Origin of the sequence: Peptoniphilus sp. HMSC075B08, assembly GCF_001815405.1 — a bacterium.
Lineage (GTDB): Bacteria > Bacillota > Clostridia > Tissierellales > Peptoniphilaceae > Peptoniphilus_A > Peptoniphilus_A harei.
The window spans coordinates 89,452-105,344 of the sequence record NZ_KV820460.1; the positions used below are offsets into that span (position 1 = coordinate 89,452).

16 protein-coding genes are annotated in these 15,893 nt (G+C 35.8%); 5 read left to right on the plus strand and 11 right to left on the minus strand.

The annotated features are described in order from the left end of the window. Nucleotides 1–274 precede the first annotated feature (274 nt). Both HMPREF3023_RS09015 and HMPREF3023_RS09020 read right to left on the minus strand, forming a co-directional pair. Complete coding sequence (locus HMPREF3023_RS09015) at nt 275–913, minus strand: aspartate/glutamate racemase family protein (protein WP_070702761.1); 639 nt, start codon at nt 911–913, stop codon at nt 275–277. 4 nt (nt 914–917) lie between these two features. Beyond that, nucleotides 918–1,790 (minus strand): diacylglycerol/lipid kinase family protein, encoded by an 873-nt coding sequence (locus HMPREF3023_RS09020; protein WP_070702762.1) that lies wholly within the window; start codon nt 1,788–1,790, stop codon nt 918–920. 91 nt (nt 1,791–1,881) lie between these two features. Between HMPREF3023_RS09020 and HMPREF3023_RS09025 the strand changes: the two genes are divergently transcribed. Next, nucleotides 1,882–2,718: a KPN_02809 family neutral zinc metallopeptidase gene (locus HMPREF3023_RS09025; RefSeq protein WP_070702763.1), complete on the plus strand. Its 837-nt coding sequence runs from the start codon at nt 1,882–1,884 to the stop codon at nt 2,716–2,718. Between the two features lie 91 nt (nt 2,719–2,809). Beyond that, nucleotides 2,810–4,639 carry an LTA synthase family protein gene (locus HMPREF3023_RS09030; protein ID WP_070702764.1) on the plus strand — a complete coding sequence of 610 codons (1,830 nt, stop codon included), beginning with the start codon at nt 2,810–2,812 and terminating at the stop codon, nt 4,637–4,639. Here HMPREF3023_RS09030 and HMPREF3023_RS09035 read toward each other — a convergent pair whose 3' ends face one another. After that, the gene (locus HMPREF3023_RS09035; RefSeq protein ID WP_070702765.1) at nt 4,640–5,533 is read right to left on the minus strand and encodes a DUF368 domain-containing protein; all 894 of its coding nucleotides are present in this window, start codon (nt 5,531–5,533) and stop codon (nt 4,640–4,642) included. 186 nt (nt 5,534–5,719) lie between these two features. Between HMPREF3023_RS09035 and HMPREF3023_RS09510 the strand changes: the two genes are divergently transcribed. Both HMPREF3023_RS09510 and HMPREF3023_RS09040 read left to right on the plus strand, forming a co-directional pair. After that, complete coding sequence (locus tag HMPREF3023_RS09510; protein ID WP_168165811.1) at nt 5,720–5,875, plus strand: hypothetical protein; 156 nt, start codon at nt 5,720–5,722, stop codon at nt 5,873–5,875. Nucleotides 5,876–5,974: 99 nt separating this feature from the next. Continuing rightward, nucleotides 5,975–7,324, plus strand: a complete 1,350-nt coding sequence (locus tag HMPREF3023_RS09040; protein WP_070702766.1) for a DUF438 domain-containing protein — start codon at nt 5,975–5,977, stop codon at nt 7,322–7,324. Nucleotides 7,325–7,364: 40 nt separating this feature from the next. Here HMPREF3023_RS09040 and HMPREF3023_RS09045 read toward each other — a convergent pair whose 3' ends face one another. Continuing rightward, on the minus strand, nt 7,365–8,090 hold the full coding sequence (locus HMPREF3023_RS09045) for a hypothetical protein (RefSeq protein ID WP_070702767.1): 726 nt from the start codon (nt 8,088–8,090) through the stop codon (nt 7,365–7,367). Nucleotides 8,091–8,402: 312 nt separating this feature from the next. Next, nucleotides 8,403–9,125: a hypothetical protein gene (locus tag HMPREF3023_RS09050; protein ID WP_070702768.1), complete on the minus strand. Its 723-nt coding sequence runs from the start codon at nt 9,123–9,125 to the stop codon at nt 8,403–8,405. A gap of 194 nt (nt 9,126–9,319) precedes the next feature. Between HMPREF3023_RS09050 and HMPREF3023_RS09055 the strand changes: the two genes are divergently transcribed. Continuing rightward, entirely contained in the window at nt 9,320–9,670 is a 351-nt protein-coding gene (locus HMPREF3023_RS09055) for a phage holin family protein (protein WP_070702769.1), read from the plus strand. Between the two features lie 45 nt (nt 9,671–9,715). On the opposite strand, the gene HMPREF3023_RS09060 is transcribed toward HMPREF3023_RS09055, so the two are convergent. The 6 genes from HMPREF3023_RS09060 to HMPREF3023_RS09085 form a co-directional block, all read right to left on the minus strand. Beyond that, nucleotides 9,716–10,021 (minus strand): DUF4298 domain-containing protein, encoded by a 306-nt coding sequence (locus HMPREF3023_RS09060; RefSeq protein ID WP_070702770.1) that lies wholly within the window; start codon nt 10,019–10,021, stop codon nt 9,716–9,718. A gap of 377 nt (nt 10,022–10,398) precedes the next feature. Next, nucleotides 10,399–11,007: a L(+)-tartrate dehydratase subunit beta gene (ttdB, locus tag HMPREF3023_RS09065; RefSeq protein ID WP_070702771.1), complete on the minus strand. Its 609-nt coding sequence runs from the start codon at nt 11,005–11,007 to the stop codon at nt 10,399–10,401. Then, entirely contained in the window at nt 11,004–11,900 is an 897-nt protein-coding gene (gene ttdA, locus HMPREF3023_RS09070) for a L(+)-tartrate dehydratase subunit alpha (protein ID WP_070702772.1), read from the minus strand. The genes ttdB and ttdA overlap by 4 nt, the downstream gene beginning before the upstream one ends. A 12-nt stretch (nt 11,901–11,912) precedes the next feature. Further along, a complete protein-coding gene (locus HMPREF3023_RS09075; RefSeq protein ID WP_070702773.1) occupies nt 11,913–13,187 on the minus strand; it encodes an SLC13 family permease in 1,275 nt (424 codons plus the stop codon). Nucleotides 13,188–13,494: 307 nt separating this feature from the next. After that, nucleotides 13,495–14,538: an AraC family transcriptional regulator gene (locus HMPREF3023_RS09080; protein ID WP_070702774.1), complete on the minus strand. Its 1,044-nt coding sequence runs from the start codon at nt 14,536–14,538 to the stop codon at nt 13,495–13,497. Between the two features lie 120 nt (nt 14,539–14,658). After that, complete coding sequence (locus HMPREF3023_RS09085) at nt 14,659–15,840, minus strand: amidohydrolase (RefSeq protein ID WP_070702775.1); 1,182 nt, start codon at nt 15,838–15,840, stop codon at nt 14,659–14,661. Nucleotides 15,841–15,893: the final 53 nt, after the last annotated feature.

The following is a 15,893-nucleotide window of genomic DNA, read 5'->3' on the forward strand; positions in this document are numbered from 1 at the left end:
TAGACTTTATCCCCAGCTTTATCCACATTATCCACAAGGATATGAACATTTGTCTTGAAAAGTTCTGCACATTTCATGCACATTTTGAAAAAATTATCATAAAACAAGAAAAATTTGTAAATTTACAAGAATTTTAAGGGGATTTTATAAAAATTATACAATCTTATCCACAATTTCATAAAAGTTATCAACTTTTGTGGGTAAAAAAAGAAAAGAGCTAAGAAAAAGCTCTTTTTTTTGTGTAATTTTTCAATTTTCTGTGGATTGTTTGTCTTTAAAGTCTTTTTATCATATCTTCTGCTGGATCCAAGATTTCTATATCTGTCAATTTTTTAAATTCCTCTTTCATGTAGGGGAAGTGGGTGCAGGCGAGGATAATTCCATCAGGTCTTTCTTCCATCTTGTTAAAAAAGTTAAAGAGGTCTTTTAGACCAAGCTTATCAACAATTTTTTCTGGCTCAGTCTTCTTTTCGATTTCTTCCACAAGACTTAGGATTCCAATAGAAATTGTGTCCCTAAAGTTCTTTTGGCAAAGAAGGGCATCCACTCCATGAGCTGACTTTGAGTTTGCTGCAAGTATAATTAACTTTTTATACTTAGAGTCAAGATCTTTATAAAAGTCCAAGGGAGTGATAATTTGGATGTCCTGGCGGCTAGATAAGTCCCCTCGATCTATTGATGCTGAAAGAGAGTTGCAGTAGATAAAAATTTTCTCTGCGCCAGATTTTTTTGCATCTACAATTTTTTCTTCAACAAGCCTTGTTAGTTCTTCCCTTGAATAATATTGAAGGAGGGATTGGTCCTTGGGGTTCTTGGAAATAGGATAGGACAAAGTTTCAAACCCCCTCTCCCTCAAGAGGTCTGCTCCCATCCTTGTGTCTTCATGAGTTCCTGCAAATACTACAACTTTCATCTTCTCACTCCTTAAAATAAATCCACTTTAAAGCCTTGGGCAAGACCTTGTAGTCTATCTCCCTTGCCCTATAAATTTCTCCGTCAATGTTATATAAAAATTCTCGGTCCGATGAAATCACCCCAGACCTTGTAATGATTTCTTTCACTCCAGGCTTTCCCAGGTGGGTCCCCTTGCGATAAGATAAAAATAATTTTATTATCCCCCTTGGCCCCATCTCATGAGCCAAGATTAAGTTCAAAAGTCCATCATCGAGCCTTCCCCTTGGTGAGGGATTGAATCCATTTCCATAATAAGACCCATTGCAAAGGGCAGAAACCAAAAATCTCCCCTTGATTTCTCTTTCAATATCTTCTTGGTCCTTATAAGAAATTTTTAAATTTACAATTTCTAAGTTTGCAACACTTTTTATGACCCCGTAGAGGTAGGCAAGTTTGCCTGAAATATTCTTCCTCTTCATGAGGTCATAGGCATACTTCAAGACATTTGTGTCAAATCCAAGGCTGGTTACATTTATGCAAGTCTTTCCATTTACTTCTATTAAATCAATGGGGAAAATTTCATAGTTTAAAATATTTGAAAGATCAAAGGGCCCGAAGTTCTTGGAAAAGTCGTTGCCCGTTCCACCTGGCACAAGTCCAAGGGCTGTGTCACTTCCCCTCAATACGCTGGCAACTTCTGATAAGGCACCGTCTCCTCCCTTTATAAAGAGGAGGTCGCCGCCACTATCCCTAAAGTCCTCTGCAAAGGAGATTGTGTCCCCAGGCTTTTCTGTAATTTTAATTTCGTCTTCCTTAAAATATTTTAAAAGTTCCCTCTCAAAGTTTTTGTCACGGCCCCTGCCCGACTTGGAACTTATTATAAATAATTTTTTCATAATTCATCACTTGTATTTTATTATAGTAAATCTTTAAATGTTTTCCAATAATCTCTCCTTAATTTGGGTAAGAAAGCCTTGGAGGGATATTATGAAATGGCAAGGTAGAAGAAAAAGTTCAAATGTTTCCAGGTCTAAGGGTGGCGGCGTTGCCCTTGGTGGCGGAGGACTTATAATTGCACTTATAGTTTTTTTAATAACAGGAAGCCCAAGAGATGCTATTAGGTCAGGACTTGGTGGGGGAGCCCAAAACTCTCAACAGGAATATCAACTGTCTGAGAGAGAGCAAACTCTTTACGATTATTCATCAGTTGTCTTGGCTGACACCGAAGATGCTTGGCACGAAATTTTAGAAAAAGAAGGAATAGAGTATAGGGAGCCCAAGATGGAAATCTTCAAGGGCCAAGTAAAAAGTGGTTGCGGTATTGCCAACTCAGGCATGGGACCCTTCTACTGCTCACGTGATGAGACTATCTACATGGACCTTTCCTTTTACGACTCACTCATAAGGGACTTTGGGGCTGACGAGGGAGACTTTATCCTCTCCTATGTAATTAGTCACGAGGTTGGTCACCATGTCCAAGAAGTCACTGGCATCATGAAACAATACCAAGAGCTTGCTAGTCAAATGTCTGAAGAAGAAAGAAACGCCTTGACAGTTAGGCTTGAACTTCAAGCAGATTACCTGGCAGGAGTTGTGGCAAGATACCAAAAGGACAAGGGCTATCTTGACCCAGGCGACATTGAAGAGGCAGTATCAGCTGCTTGGTCCATTGGTGACGACACAATCCAAAAGAAGGCCCAAGGCTATGTAAGGCCAGAGTCCTTTACCCACGGATCTAGTGAGAATAGGGTTCGTTGGTTCAAGAAGGGTTACGAGGCTGGCGACTTGTCAGAATGGGATACCTTTAATAGAAAAAGTATATAAAGTCATACCAGCCAAGAGGCTGGTTTTTTCTTGCTTAAAAATCCTTCTTATTTTATAATTTCCTTAAGCTTATTATTAAGGACGAGGACAAATGGAAAAACACTTTAAAAATCTTACAAAAACTTTATTTCTTATTATAAATCTTATTTTCTATAGGACTTCTCTTGGAAGCCCCACAAGTGACAAGGGTCTTTACATATTAATTATTTCTATTATCTTGACAGGCCGTCTCGATTATATACTTTTAAATCTCTATCCCAAGAAAAATTATAAATATACTGTGGTGGGCTTAATTGTATTTTTAAAGATTGGCCTTTCAATTTACTTTAGGGAGTTCCATTCCTTTGATATATTTGGAAGGCTTGGGCTTGCAAGAGAAGCTGGCGGAGTCCTACCTGTGATCTTTAAGGACTTTTCTCCTGCCTACTTCCTCATGATTTTAGCTGGCCTAGGCCTTGCCTATCTGATAAAAAAATATTATTGGGAAGAAGCCTTTAATAAGAAAAGATTTTATAAAGAACTTGGAATATTTTTTGCCATCCTCATCTTACCTGGACTTTTTATAAAACCCCTAAGGGGAACAGAAGTCTACACTTCAACTTTCTTATCTCCTATTTACACAAGAGTGGAAGCCAGGCACGATGCCAAGTCCCTAGAAAAGACTGACATAAAAAAATACTTTAGCTTACAAGAGACTAAAGCCAATGACTTTACTGGACTTGCAAAAGACAAAAATATAATCTTCATCCAATGCGAGTCCCTGCAAAATGCCGTGGTCAATAGGACCTATAATGGAGAAGAAGTGACTCCTTTCTTAAATTCCTTGATAAAGAAGCAGGGTTCTATCTATTTTAATAATTATTTTGAACTCCTAGGCTTTGGCAACACATCTGATGCAGAGTTTGTCTCCATGACATCAGTTTATCCTACCCTTGATGGCCAGGCCTATTCTGTCTACAAGGATAAAAAAACTTATGGACTTCCAAAAATAGCCAAGAAGATGGGCTATGAAACTCTAGCCATGCACGGCAACACTGGCAAGTTTTATAATCGACAAGAAATCTATAAAAATTTTGACTTTGACAGGATTTATCTTGGGGAGACTTATGACCAGACTGACCAAGTCATGATGGGCCTATCAGACAAGTCCTTCTTCAACCAATCCTTTGACAAGATAAAAGAAGTTGACGATGAAGGCAAAAAGTTTTTTGCCCTTATGGTAACTCTTACTACCCACACTCCCTACAATCTGCCAGATAACTTGCGTGAAATTCCAAAGGAAGCTGATGACAAGACGGACTTTGTCTACGATTATATTTCCTGTGCCCGCTACACCGACAGGGCCATGGAAGAATTTTTTGACAAGCTAGAAAAATCTGGAATCTTAGATAAGACTGTCATAGTTATTTACGGAGACCACCACGCCTACACCCTTAACAAGGAAAAGGACAGAGAGTCCATGGAGAGGTGGCTGGGACGTGAAATTGACTACGACGACATGATGAACATCCCCCTTGTCATCCATGTCCCTGACTTTAATAAAAATATCACGAGACACAGTGTTGGCTCACAACTTGACCTCTATCCCACTATCTTAAATCTCATGGGCTGGTACAGAAGTGACATCCCTACATTTGGCATTGACCTGCTTGGCTGGGGCAAAGAAATAGAAAACAATGCAGTCTATCCCCAAACCTACCTCTTAAAGGGTTCTTATATAAATAGGGACCAGGTCTTCGAATATTCTCGTGACGGAGTTTTTGAAAATTCAAGATTAATTGACAGGAAGACGAGGAGGCCCCTTCCTCTTGACCAAGCAAAGAAGGAATCGGACTGGGCCAAGATATGTATCGACTACTCCAAAAACCTCATGACCAATGACAATTTAATAGAATTAGTGGAAAAAAATAAAGAAGACTGATTAATGACCAGTCTTCTTTTCTTCTTTAAGTCTTAATATTCTAATAAATTCTAATATGAACAAGATTAAAATTCCCAAGAAAAACCCAGGGATTGAAAAATTATATAAGTTAAGTGGAGGATTTCCTCCAAGAGTTGTGGGACCCATTACTATTGCATAAAGGGACCCTATTATCATACCAAGAATGAGATACATCATCTTGTCACGATTCTTTCTAAGCCTCTCCCTTATAATCCTTATGGACATAAAAATTCCAAAGAGGACTCCAAGTGCCATTACTACAAGGGGCATGAGCTTGTCGAAGTTAAACCTCATGACCTCTCCCAGGGCTTCCACCACAGGTATGTAAACTCCCGCTATGAGAAGAATTGATGACCCAGATATCCCTGGCAAGACCATGGCAGATATGGCAAGTCCCCCTGCTAAAAATAAATAAACATAATCAAAGACATTGGGATTAATTAAGTCGAAGTCTCCAATGAATTTTGACTTTCCCCTAAAAATTACCAAGAGGATAACTATAATTAGACCAAGGAAGATAAAGTAAAATTCTTCTTTATTGTCTCTTAAAATTTTTATCTCGCTAGAGATTAGGAAGGGAAGTGACATGAGGGTTAGGCCAAGAAAGACCGAAGTCATAAAGTATATTTCCTTTTGAAAAAGTTCTGACAGGAAAAAAATACTCAATAAGAGGCCAAAGAGCCAGCCTAGTCCAAGATTAAAAAGATACTTAAAGGCTTCTTTCCTCTTTTCCCCTTGACCTCCAAAAAATTCGTGCAAATTATCTATAAATTTATCATAAAAACCTAGGATGAAGGCAAGGGTTCCCCCGCTGACCCCAGGCACAGAGTCGGCTATTGCCATGACCATCCCGTTAAAAAAATTAATTAACATAATTCCTCCATTTATCTATGATAACATTTAATTGTAAAAATTATTTTTAAAGAAGGAAATTTTATAAATTTTTAATATTCTTTATCTAATTAAAGGTTTATCCTTTAAAATTCTTTTATTGAGGTATATAATAATTGATAAGAAATATTCTATTAAGTACATAAAAATTTGACAAGGAGGATAAGCATGAAAAATAAAAAATTTTTAGGGAGTTTAATAAGCATGCTTCTTGGACTGGGACTTGTTACTTACACAAAGGACCCCTTCTTAAGCATCTTTATCCTCATCTGCCTTGTAGCTGTCTACAAGTTAATAGAAGCTTTGATTTTAGAAGCTAAATAAAGTCTAGAGGCTCGACAGAGTCTCTTTTTATTTGATTAAATTTAATAAATATTTTCTAATATTGGGTATAATATGCCTAACAAAATTTTAGGAGGAAATATGAAGAACATAAACGTAGACGAACCTGTAGCAAATCTCATTGAAAAATTTCCAAATATAAAAAACATTTTAAAGGATTTAGGTTTTATTGAAATTACAAATCCCCTAGCCCTTTCTACTGTTGGAAAAATGGTTTCAATAAAAAAAGGAGCCGAAATAAAAAATATAGACTTGGATTTAATTAAAGAAAAGTTGAGAGAAGAAGGCTTTAATCTAGTTGATGTTGAAAATGTTAGTGATGATTCCAAAGAAGATAATGATAGACTTAGTCTCTTAAAATCCTATATCGAAAGACTTTCTAAGGGCGAAGACTTGGAAGCTGTTAGAAGTGATTTTGTAAAAAATTTTAAGGATGTCTCTTCAAAGGAAATAGTTGATGCTGAACAAGAACTAATTATGAGTGGCCTTCCCCTAGAAAAAGTCCAAAAACTTTGCGACATCCATTCTGCACTTTTCCACGAAAGTAATATTGTAGATGAGAGTCAAAAGGATTTGGAAAAAATTCCAGGTCATCCTCTAAATATCCTAAGTGTAGAAAATAAAAAAATTAAATTTTTAGCTGACGAAGTCAAAAATAGCAAAGACAAGTTAGCTAAGATAAGAGAGCTTTTAAAAATAAATTCTCATTACGGCAAAAAGGCTGGACTTATTTATCCCCTTTTGAAAACTAAATATGATATTGTTGGTCCCAGTGATGTTATGTGGGCTGTCGACGATGAAATAAGAAGTGACCTGTCACGTATTGTAAAAATAAATTCTTATAATGAGGAAAACTTAAATAAGGTTTTAGATAGGATCTATGAAATGATATATAAGGAAGAGAATATCCTCTTCCCACTTTTAAAAGAAAACTTCACAGAAGAAGAGTGGAATAAAATCTATGGCGACTTTGGAGAATATGGACTAGACCTAGTGGATGATGTCCCCCTTTGGAAGGACTACAAACCCAAAGAAATCCTACCAAAGGAAGAAAATTCTTATGGAAGTCTTGAATTCGAAACTGGAAGTTTAAAGATAAAGGAAGCCCTTCAAATTTTTAGGACCATTGATGTCGAGCTAACCTTTATAGATAAGGATGACTTCGTTAGGTATTATTCTGAGGGAAAGGACAAAATTTTTCCTAGACCTAAGTCTTGTTTAAATAGAGATGTAGCTTCTTGTCATCCTCCAAAAGTTGTGCCAATGGTAAAGTCCTTGCTTGATGATTTTAAGAGCAGGAAGAGAGATCGTTTAGTTATATGTAAAGACATTAAGGGAAAGAAAATCTTAGTTAAATACCTTGCAGTTTATGATGAAGCTGGTGATTATCTGGGTACTTTGGAAACAGTTGAGGACATAAGCCACTACTAATGAAATGAAAAAAGAAGCCACATTTAAGTGACTTCTTTTTTTAATCTTCACATCCCATGACTTCTTCGTAAATTTCTTCTGACCTGTCCATGTAAATGTCAGATAGGCTTGCACGGAAGGGTGGTGTACATAGGAAGAGGGATATCGCAGCGATTAGTGCAAATATAAATGTAATTATAGCTGCCATTGGAGTTTGAAATGCTAGAACCCCTGTTACAAGGACAATGACACCAGCTAGCAAGGTAATCTTATAGGCCTTTACTCCTGCCATAAAGCTTTCAGAGAATAATTTTATACCAGCCTTAAGAATAAGCTTTAAGCTGTCAAAAAAGGTCAGGTCCCTGTATCTCTCATCTGCCATAAAGAAATTCATGTAGGCAAAAAGAAGAGAAGTAAAGATTGTCACTAGGGCAATTAAAACTACAAAACTTATAAAAATCTTGGGGCTGTTTACTGCATAAGAAGTAAGTAAAAAGCCTGCACCTGATGCAAATGTGGCAAGCAAAATTAGGGTTACAGTTATGGCGCCCACCAAGATATTCATCAAAAAGACCTTGCCTGTCATGGTCTTTATTCCCCTAAAATAGTCAGAAAAGCTTCCTTCCCTATTATAAAGAAGTCCCCTGCAAATTATGTAATCAAAAATAAAGGCTACAAAGCCACTTAGAATTGATAAGTTACCGTCAGCAATATTTTGCAAGATTCCAGAAATTATTGCATTGACAATAAGTATTAAGATAATAGATCCGTAATTGTACTTTCTCATTAAACCATCTCCTTAGATCTTTTTATAAAATTATTCTATCACAAATTAATTTGCTATTACAAAATTTTTACCCAGGTGTAAAATTTCTAATTATCCATAAGCTTAGGAAATCTTCTTTATAAATAAACATAATCAAAAACATTGGGATTAATTAAGTCGAAGTCACCAATGAATTTTGACTATCCTCTAAAAATTACCAAGAGGATAACTATAATTAGACCAAGGAAGATAAAGTAAAAGTCTTCTTTATTATCCCTTAAAATTTCTATTAAAAAAAGTCCACTACATTAAGTAGTGGAAAATTTATAAGTCTTATATAACTTCTATATCTTCTTTCATGTCATCATAAATACCTTCGATATTGTCCAAGTATATATCAGAGAGCCTTGCAATATAGTTTGGTCCCATAATAACAGCTGCAATTACTGCAACTACCAAGGCAATAAAAGATATTGTAAAAATCGCTGGCATAGTCCTTTCCAGAATTGCCATAAAAATTGCCACAATCGAAGAAATAATTGTAACCTTAAAAACCTTTAAGCCCATTATAAAAGTTTCAGAAAATAATTTAAAGCCTAATTTAATAATAAGTTTTAAACACTTAAAAAATGGCAAATCTCTATATCTCATATCTGCCATAACAAAATTTGAATAAGCAAAAATAAGTGAAAGAAATACTGTAACCAAAATATATAAAATTGAAATGAATACAATTCCTCTCATTCCAGATGCAGCAAGATCAGCTCCAGTTAATGAAGTTAAAGCTGAAAAAATAAGCGCAGCTGCACTTATAAGGGAAACTAAAATATTCATCAAGAAGACTTTTCCCGTCATCGTCTTTATTCCTCTAAAATACTCGCTAAAGCTGCCTTCTCTATTATATAAAAGACCTCTACAAATTATGTAATTAATAATCCAAGCAAATATCGTTCCAATTACAGTAAGATTTCCATCAAAAATATTTTCAAAAACCCCAGCTATAATTCCACTTAAAATCATTAAAAGTATAACTGAACTGTAATTAAATTTTCTCATAGTATCATCTCCTTGATCTTTAAAACAAGTATAACACAAATAATTATATCAATAAATAATTCTCATTAACTATTCTAACTTGTTAAATAATTAAAATTGTACTTTAATTTATGCCAATATTAAAATAGAAAAGCTTTTATAAAAAATTTTCTTTTGGGTATAATAGATATAGACGATACATAAAGGAGGAAGACATGAAAAAAATATTTGGTGCTTTAGTTGCAAACTTTTTATCATTTTATTTATTAGATTTAATGTTTAGCAATATATATTTTCAAAAAACAAGTGCCTTTGTGGCAATGGCAATAATCTTTTCACTGGTTAACCTTACAATAAAACCAATCCTAAAGGTTTTGTCATTTCCAATAACAGTTGTGACTTTGGGTTTATTTTCCCTAGTTGTAAACGCAGTTGTACTTCAAATTGCCTTTAAACTAGTTTCAACTGCATCCATAGGAAGTTTTGGAACAGCCTTCTGGGCATCAATAGTTCTAAGTTTTATAAACAGTGCTATAAGAGAATTTTTGAGCAATAATTTTAACTAAGACATTAAAAGAAGCCGTAGGAGAAAAAATCCTGCGGCTTCTTTTTTAACGGTATTTAATTACCTCAGTTGCAAGTTCAAGCATCTCAATGGCAATATTAAAGTTTTCACCAAAGAGGTCAAAGACAGCATCTTCAGAGAGAACTCCACATGGAAGGTCTTCTGGCAATTCTCCCTTGTCATACCTCTCTAGGTCGTCAAAATATTCTTGGGAGCTGTAATAATTGCTAAGCTTCATATATTCTTCTTGATGGTCAGCAAATTTTTCAATTGCAGCCCTTAGTTCTACAATCAAATCATTGTGATCATTTAAAATCTTTTCCATCTCACTAATTCTCTTAACAGGATCCATAATATCCTCCTTTATAAAATAAGAAAAATTCTTCTGTATCTATGATTATAATATAAAATTTTTGTTAGTGTAGGGGATTCTAAAAATTTAACCTAAACTTAACAAAAATAGCTGACCCATAAAGGAATCAGCTACAAAATTTTTATTTTATTAATCTTCCATTAAATACTTTACTACCACTGCTGCCATTGTCTTTGCACAAATCACCATGGCATCTTCTCTTATGTCAAACTTTGGATTGTGGCTTGCATAGGGTGCATCTTCTTTTTTTGCTCCTACATAATAAAAACAAGATGGCCTTTCTTTTGCAAAGTAAGAAAAGATAGGTATCTTGCCTATCTTCTCTATAAGGTTTGGTTTTTTCTATTTTATTTTACTTATTTGATATAGTGAACGTGGTCTATGATGTCCTTGTAGACTTCTTCTTTTCTCTCGTTGTAAGTTACCTTGTTTTGTTCAAAAATATTGTTCCCTTCACTGTCAATAGATACAATTAGGGGACCAATTTCTTCGACATCACATACCCAAAGAGTTTCTGGCATCCCAAGATCTTTCCACTGTGCGTCTACAATTTCTTTTACCCTTGTAGCTGCCCAAACAGCATTTCCTGCTGGGATAACTAGGTGAAGGGCCTTATTTTTCTTACAACCACGAGCTGTTCCTTCGCCCATGCCACCCTTTCCTATTATTATTCTCACGCCAGTTTTATCTATAAATTCTTCTTCAAACTTTTCCATTCTCATAGAAGTTGTTGGTCCAACAGAAATCATTTCATACTTGCCATCTTTTTCAGCAATAATTGGACCTGCGTGTAGGATTGCCTTGTCTTTTACATCCACTGGAAGTTCAAGTCCTTCTTCTATTACCCTCCTGTGGGCAACGTCACGACAAGTTACCATTCTTCCTGTTAAATAAACAATATCTCCAACCTTTAAGTCTTTTATATCTTCAGCTGATATAGGTGTTGTTAAAATTTTCTTACTCATAGTTCTATCCCCTCATGACTTAGTATTTCATAATTCATTTCTTCATCAAGTACAATTAGGCCTCTTCTGTGTGACCAGCATCCAACGTTAAGTGCAACAGATAATACACTTGGGTGTCTAGCTGTGTTAACAATATTAACTCCCATCACAGAGTTTTCTCCTCCAAAACCTTGAGGTCCAATTCCAATTTTATTGATTCCTTCTTCTAGTCTCTTCTCTAAGTCTCTAGCTCTTTCGTCTTCGTTTTCTTCTCCAACCTTTTTCATAAGGGCAAGCTTAGAGTTTACTGCTGCAGTTTCAATTGATGTACCAATACCAACTCCAACTAAAAGTGGCGGACAAGCATTAAGACCATAGGAAGTCATCCTATCAAGAACAAATTTTACAACAGCTTCATAGCCTTCACCTGGCATAAGAGTTACTCCTGCTCCTGGAAGTGAACAGCCACCTCCTGCCATATAAGTGTAAATTCTCGCTGATGAACCTGGAACAGTTTTGGTAAATACTGTTGGTGTTCCCTTTCCAATGTTCTTGCCTGTGTTGTACTCTTCAAAGGTCTCAACACTGTTGTGTCTTAGGGGTGTCTCCATTGTCGCCTTATAAGTTGCTTCTCTTAAAAGTTCTTCCAGATTTCCTCTTAGTGGGAAGTCTTCTCCAACCTCACAGAAGAATTGTAGGACACCTGTATCTTGACAAGAAGGTCTCTTCATCTCCCAAGCAAGTTCTTGGTTCTTTTTCATTGTTTCGTAAATAGTTTTTGCTAGTGGACTAGTTTCCTTTTTTGAAAGTTCTTCGAGTTTATCTTCCACGTCCTTTGGAAGTTTCATACTCACTAATCCAACAAAAGCTGACATTTCATCAATTAATTTCTTTTCTAAATTTTCTTTATTCATTTTATACTCCTTTTAATTTGGGAAGAATGGGAAAAATATTGGTAGTAAAATTAGGGCGAGAGTTCCGCAAACTATAATAAGTGGCAGACCTGCCTTAACATAATCATTAAACTTATATCCCCCAATGTTATAAACCATTGTGTTAGCTGGCATTCCAATTGGTGTAATGTAAGCCATAGATCCACCAATCACTGTTGCCATTAGTACTGCTCTAGGGTCTGCTCCAATTGCCTGTGAAATTGAAATGGAAATCGGAACCATAAGAGCTGTTGTAGCTGTGTTCGACATAAAGTTTGTAAGTGTTGCACAGATAATAAAAATTATAATCATAAGTGCCGTTGGAGAAGGATTATCTCCTAGCTTTGATACAATTGAGTTGGCTATTAAGTCACCTGTTCCCGTTTCCTTTAGGGCTGATGCAAGTGCAAGTGATCCAACATATAATAGAATTGTATTCATATCAATTGACTTTATAGCATCTGATGATGATATAACTCCTGTTACTACAAGAACTAGGGCACCGATCCAAGCTGACACAAAAAGTTTTATTCCAATTTTCTTTTCAAGGACCATTGCAAGTACAGTGAAAATTAAAACTATAAGGGAAACCCATCCCTTCCATTCAGGAACATCTTCATAAGATTTTTCTTGTGAATAAATTGAATCTGCATCTTCATTAGCTACATTGTCAGGAAGAAGTTTATATCCAATTGTAACGAAAAATATTATTCCAACAATCAAAACAGGTAGTCCAATCTTTGCATATTCAAAAAAACCAAAAGACTCTCCTATGGTTTCAAGTCCTGATTGGGCAATCATGTTGCCTGGCGCCCCAATCAAGCTCAAGTTTCCACCCATAGCTGCTGCAAAAACAAGCGGCAGTAAAATTTTCGATTTTGGAAACTTTGTAGATTGAGATATTCCGATTAGGACTGGAATTAAAACTGCAGCTGTTCCCGTATTTGATAAAATCCCCGACATCAAACCAGTTATAATCATAACTGCAGCGATGAGTTGTCTTTCCGTTTTTGCAAACTTAGTAACAAGTCCACCTACTCTTTGTGCCATACCTGTTTCGAAAAAAGCAGCCCCAATAATAAACATCGCCATAAATAAAAGTACATTTGAGTCTGTGAAACCGGCAAAGGCATCTTTAGCTTCTAAAATATTTGTAAGTGTTAAACCCACTGCAACTATCATTGCAGTAACCCATAGTGGAATTTTTTCCCATGCAAACATAACTATAGCAAAAAGTAAAAATCCAATAGTAATAGTTTGTGTGTTCATAGCACCCTCCTTAAACTTTGTTGATTTCATTATACGGAAGGCATTCTATCTAATCTATCCATATCTTAAGTTAAAATTTTATCATGAAAAGAAAAAAAATATTTTTTTTATAATTTTTAAGAAAAGCTTTTCCATGTCAGCTTAAGATTTTACATCTTTTGTCCCAATTTATCCCATTAAATCCATCTTTTATTATAATTATTCAAAAATTTCGACTTAAATCTTTGATAGGTAAAATTTTAAGATTTGAAAATTTATATTTTTAATTTTCAATAAAAAAACTTCGGCAAAACCGAAGCTTCTTACCTTATAAAGATTCCATTTCCTTTTTTAGGTTATCAATTATTTTTTTATAAACTTCTCTCTCAATATCCTGAGTCCTTAACTTTATCTTGTCTTCTTCCTTGTTTTCTGTCTTCAGAGACCAGTCACTCTTTGCTCTTAACCAGTGTTTATTATCTTCACTTAGAAATACTTTTTTAAACTGAGCATCTATCTCAAGAGTCTCCTTGTCTAGGCTATCTCTATACTCCGAAGGCGACCTTCCAAAGCTTTCTCTAAAAGCATTGTTGAAACTCCTCACATTCGAAAATCCGTGGTCATAGGCAATGTCAGAAATTTTTTTCTCACTTTGCTTTAGATCCTTCGTCGCATTTGAAAGTCTCTTCCTCTGTAAGTATTCTGTAAAAGAAATTCCCAAGTTCTTTGATACTATTTCTGATGTGTAGTTTGGATGGTAGCCAACAAGGTCTGCCAAGTCTTGAAGACTGATCTTTTCCCTATAATTATCATCTAGATATTTTATTATCTTTCTCATGACCTCATCGCTGTCAGAACCAGACTTTTCATTGTTACTTTTTTCCTCTTTCTCTGCAAAGTGTAGCAAGGAATTTAAAATTATTTTATCACTTGCTAGTGACCTCAACATCTTGTTCTCCAAAGAATCATCTTCAAAGGAAGAGATAATATTTACAATAGATTTCCTAATTTCTTTTGCATATTCACTATTTCTTGTAAATTCATCTGTTGCTCCCTGCCAAGAATACCTATCTCTATTTCTTGCGAAGGAATTTAGGATTTTGGGACTAAAATGAAGGACAAGGGCAATGGTTTCTCTCTCCTTGGCAAGAGTTGCATGGCCTTCATTGGTATTAAAGAAAATTATATCGTCCTTAGAAAGTTTGTAAATTTTTCCATTGACGCAGGCTTCAAGACTTCCATTTATTACAACTAAACACTCAACATCTTCGTGCCAATTATAGTTAAAGGCACCTACATAATAAGCGTAGCATTTTAAATTTATTTTTTCCTTTTCTATATTCCTGTCGTAGGAAAAATTAAGCTCTTTCATAATATCAACCTCAAGACAATTTTATCATATCACAATAATCTTTGCCTCTTAATAAAAGATTATTCAGTAAAAAAGATAGACACACAAAAAGAGAAGCCCTAAGCTCCTCTTTTATATTTCTTAATCTTCCATTAAATACTTTACTACTACTGCTGCCATTGTCTTTGCACAAATTACCATGGCATCTTCTCTTATGTCAAACTTTGGATTGTGGTTTGCATAGGGTGCATCTTCTTTTTTTGCACCTACATAATAAAAGCAAGATGGTCTTTCTTTGGCATAGTAGGCAAAATCTTCTGATGATGGGAGAGGTCCTCCATCGTAAATTTCTCTCACTTCTTTTATATCTGCTTCTTTAATTGCATCTACTACAAGGTCTGTCATGTCTGGGTCATTGTAGAGGACTGGGTAGTCGCTTGTACATTCTACTTCTACTTCCATGCCAAAAGTTTCTCCAATTCCTCTTGCAATCCTGTCTATTTCTCTTTCAATAGTTTCCCTTGTTTCGTCAGATAGGGACCTAATGTCTCCTGTAAGTCTCACAGAGTCCTTGATTATATTAAAGCTTCCTTCTCCCTCGAAGGATCCAATTGTAACAACTCCGTTTTCAAAGGGAGATAGCCTTCTTGATACAATAGTTTGAACTGCTGTTACAAAGTGTGAAGCTGCAACTATGGTGTCATTTGCAAGATGGGGCATGGACCCGTGTCCACCCTTTCCTTGGAACTTGATGGCAAATCTAGACCTTCCTGCTTGGATATTGCCCTTGTGGTAGTGGACTACTCCGTAGTCTATATTTGACATTACATGGATACCAAAGACATTGTCCACTCCATCTAAGACTCCAGCTTCAATCATAGCTTTTGCCCCTCCTGGAGGTGTCTCTTCTGCGTGTTGGTGGATAATTACAATCTTCCCCCTAAGCTTTTCCTTCTTCTCAAGGAGTATGTCTGCCAAGACCATTAGGTAGCCTGTGTGGGCATCGTGGCCACAAGCGTGCATTACTCCAGGATTTTTTGATGCAAAGGGAAGGCCTGTCTCTTCTTGGATTGGTAGGGCATCAAAGTCTGCCCTAAGGGCTATAGTCTTGCCTGGTTTTCCTGTGTCGATGACAACTCTTAGTCCATTTCCTCCCATGTTTTTTGTGACTTTCACATCCTTGCCCTTGTAGTAATCGGCAAGGTATTTTGCAGTTTCTACTTCTTCAAAGGAAAGTTCTGGGTTTTCATGAATGTGGCGGCGATGGTCCACCATTTCATCTTGTCTCTTGTCTATCTCGTCAAAAATCTCTTTTAGTAACATTTTTCTCCCCCTCTTAAAAGTCTATTTATAAGATTATACTCCTAAATTTTTGT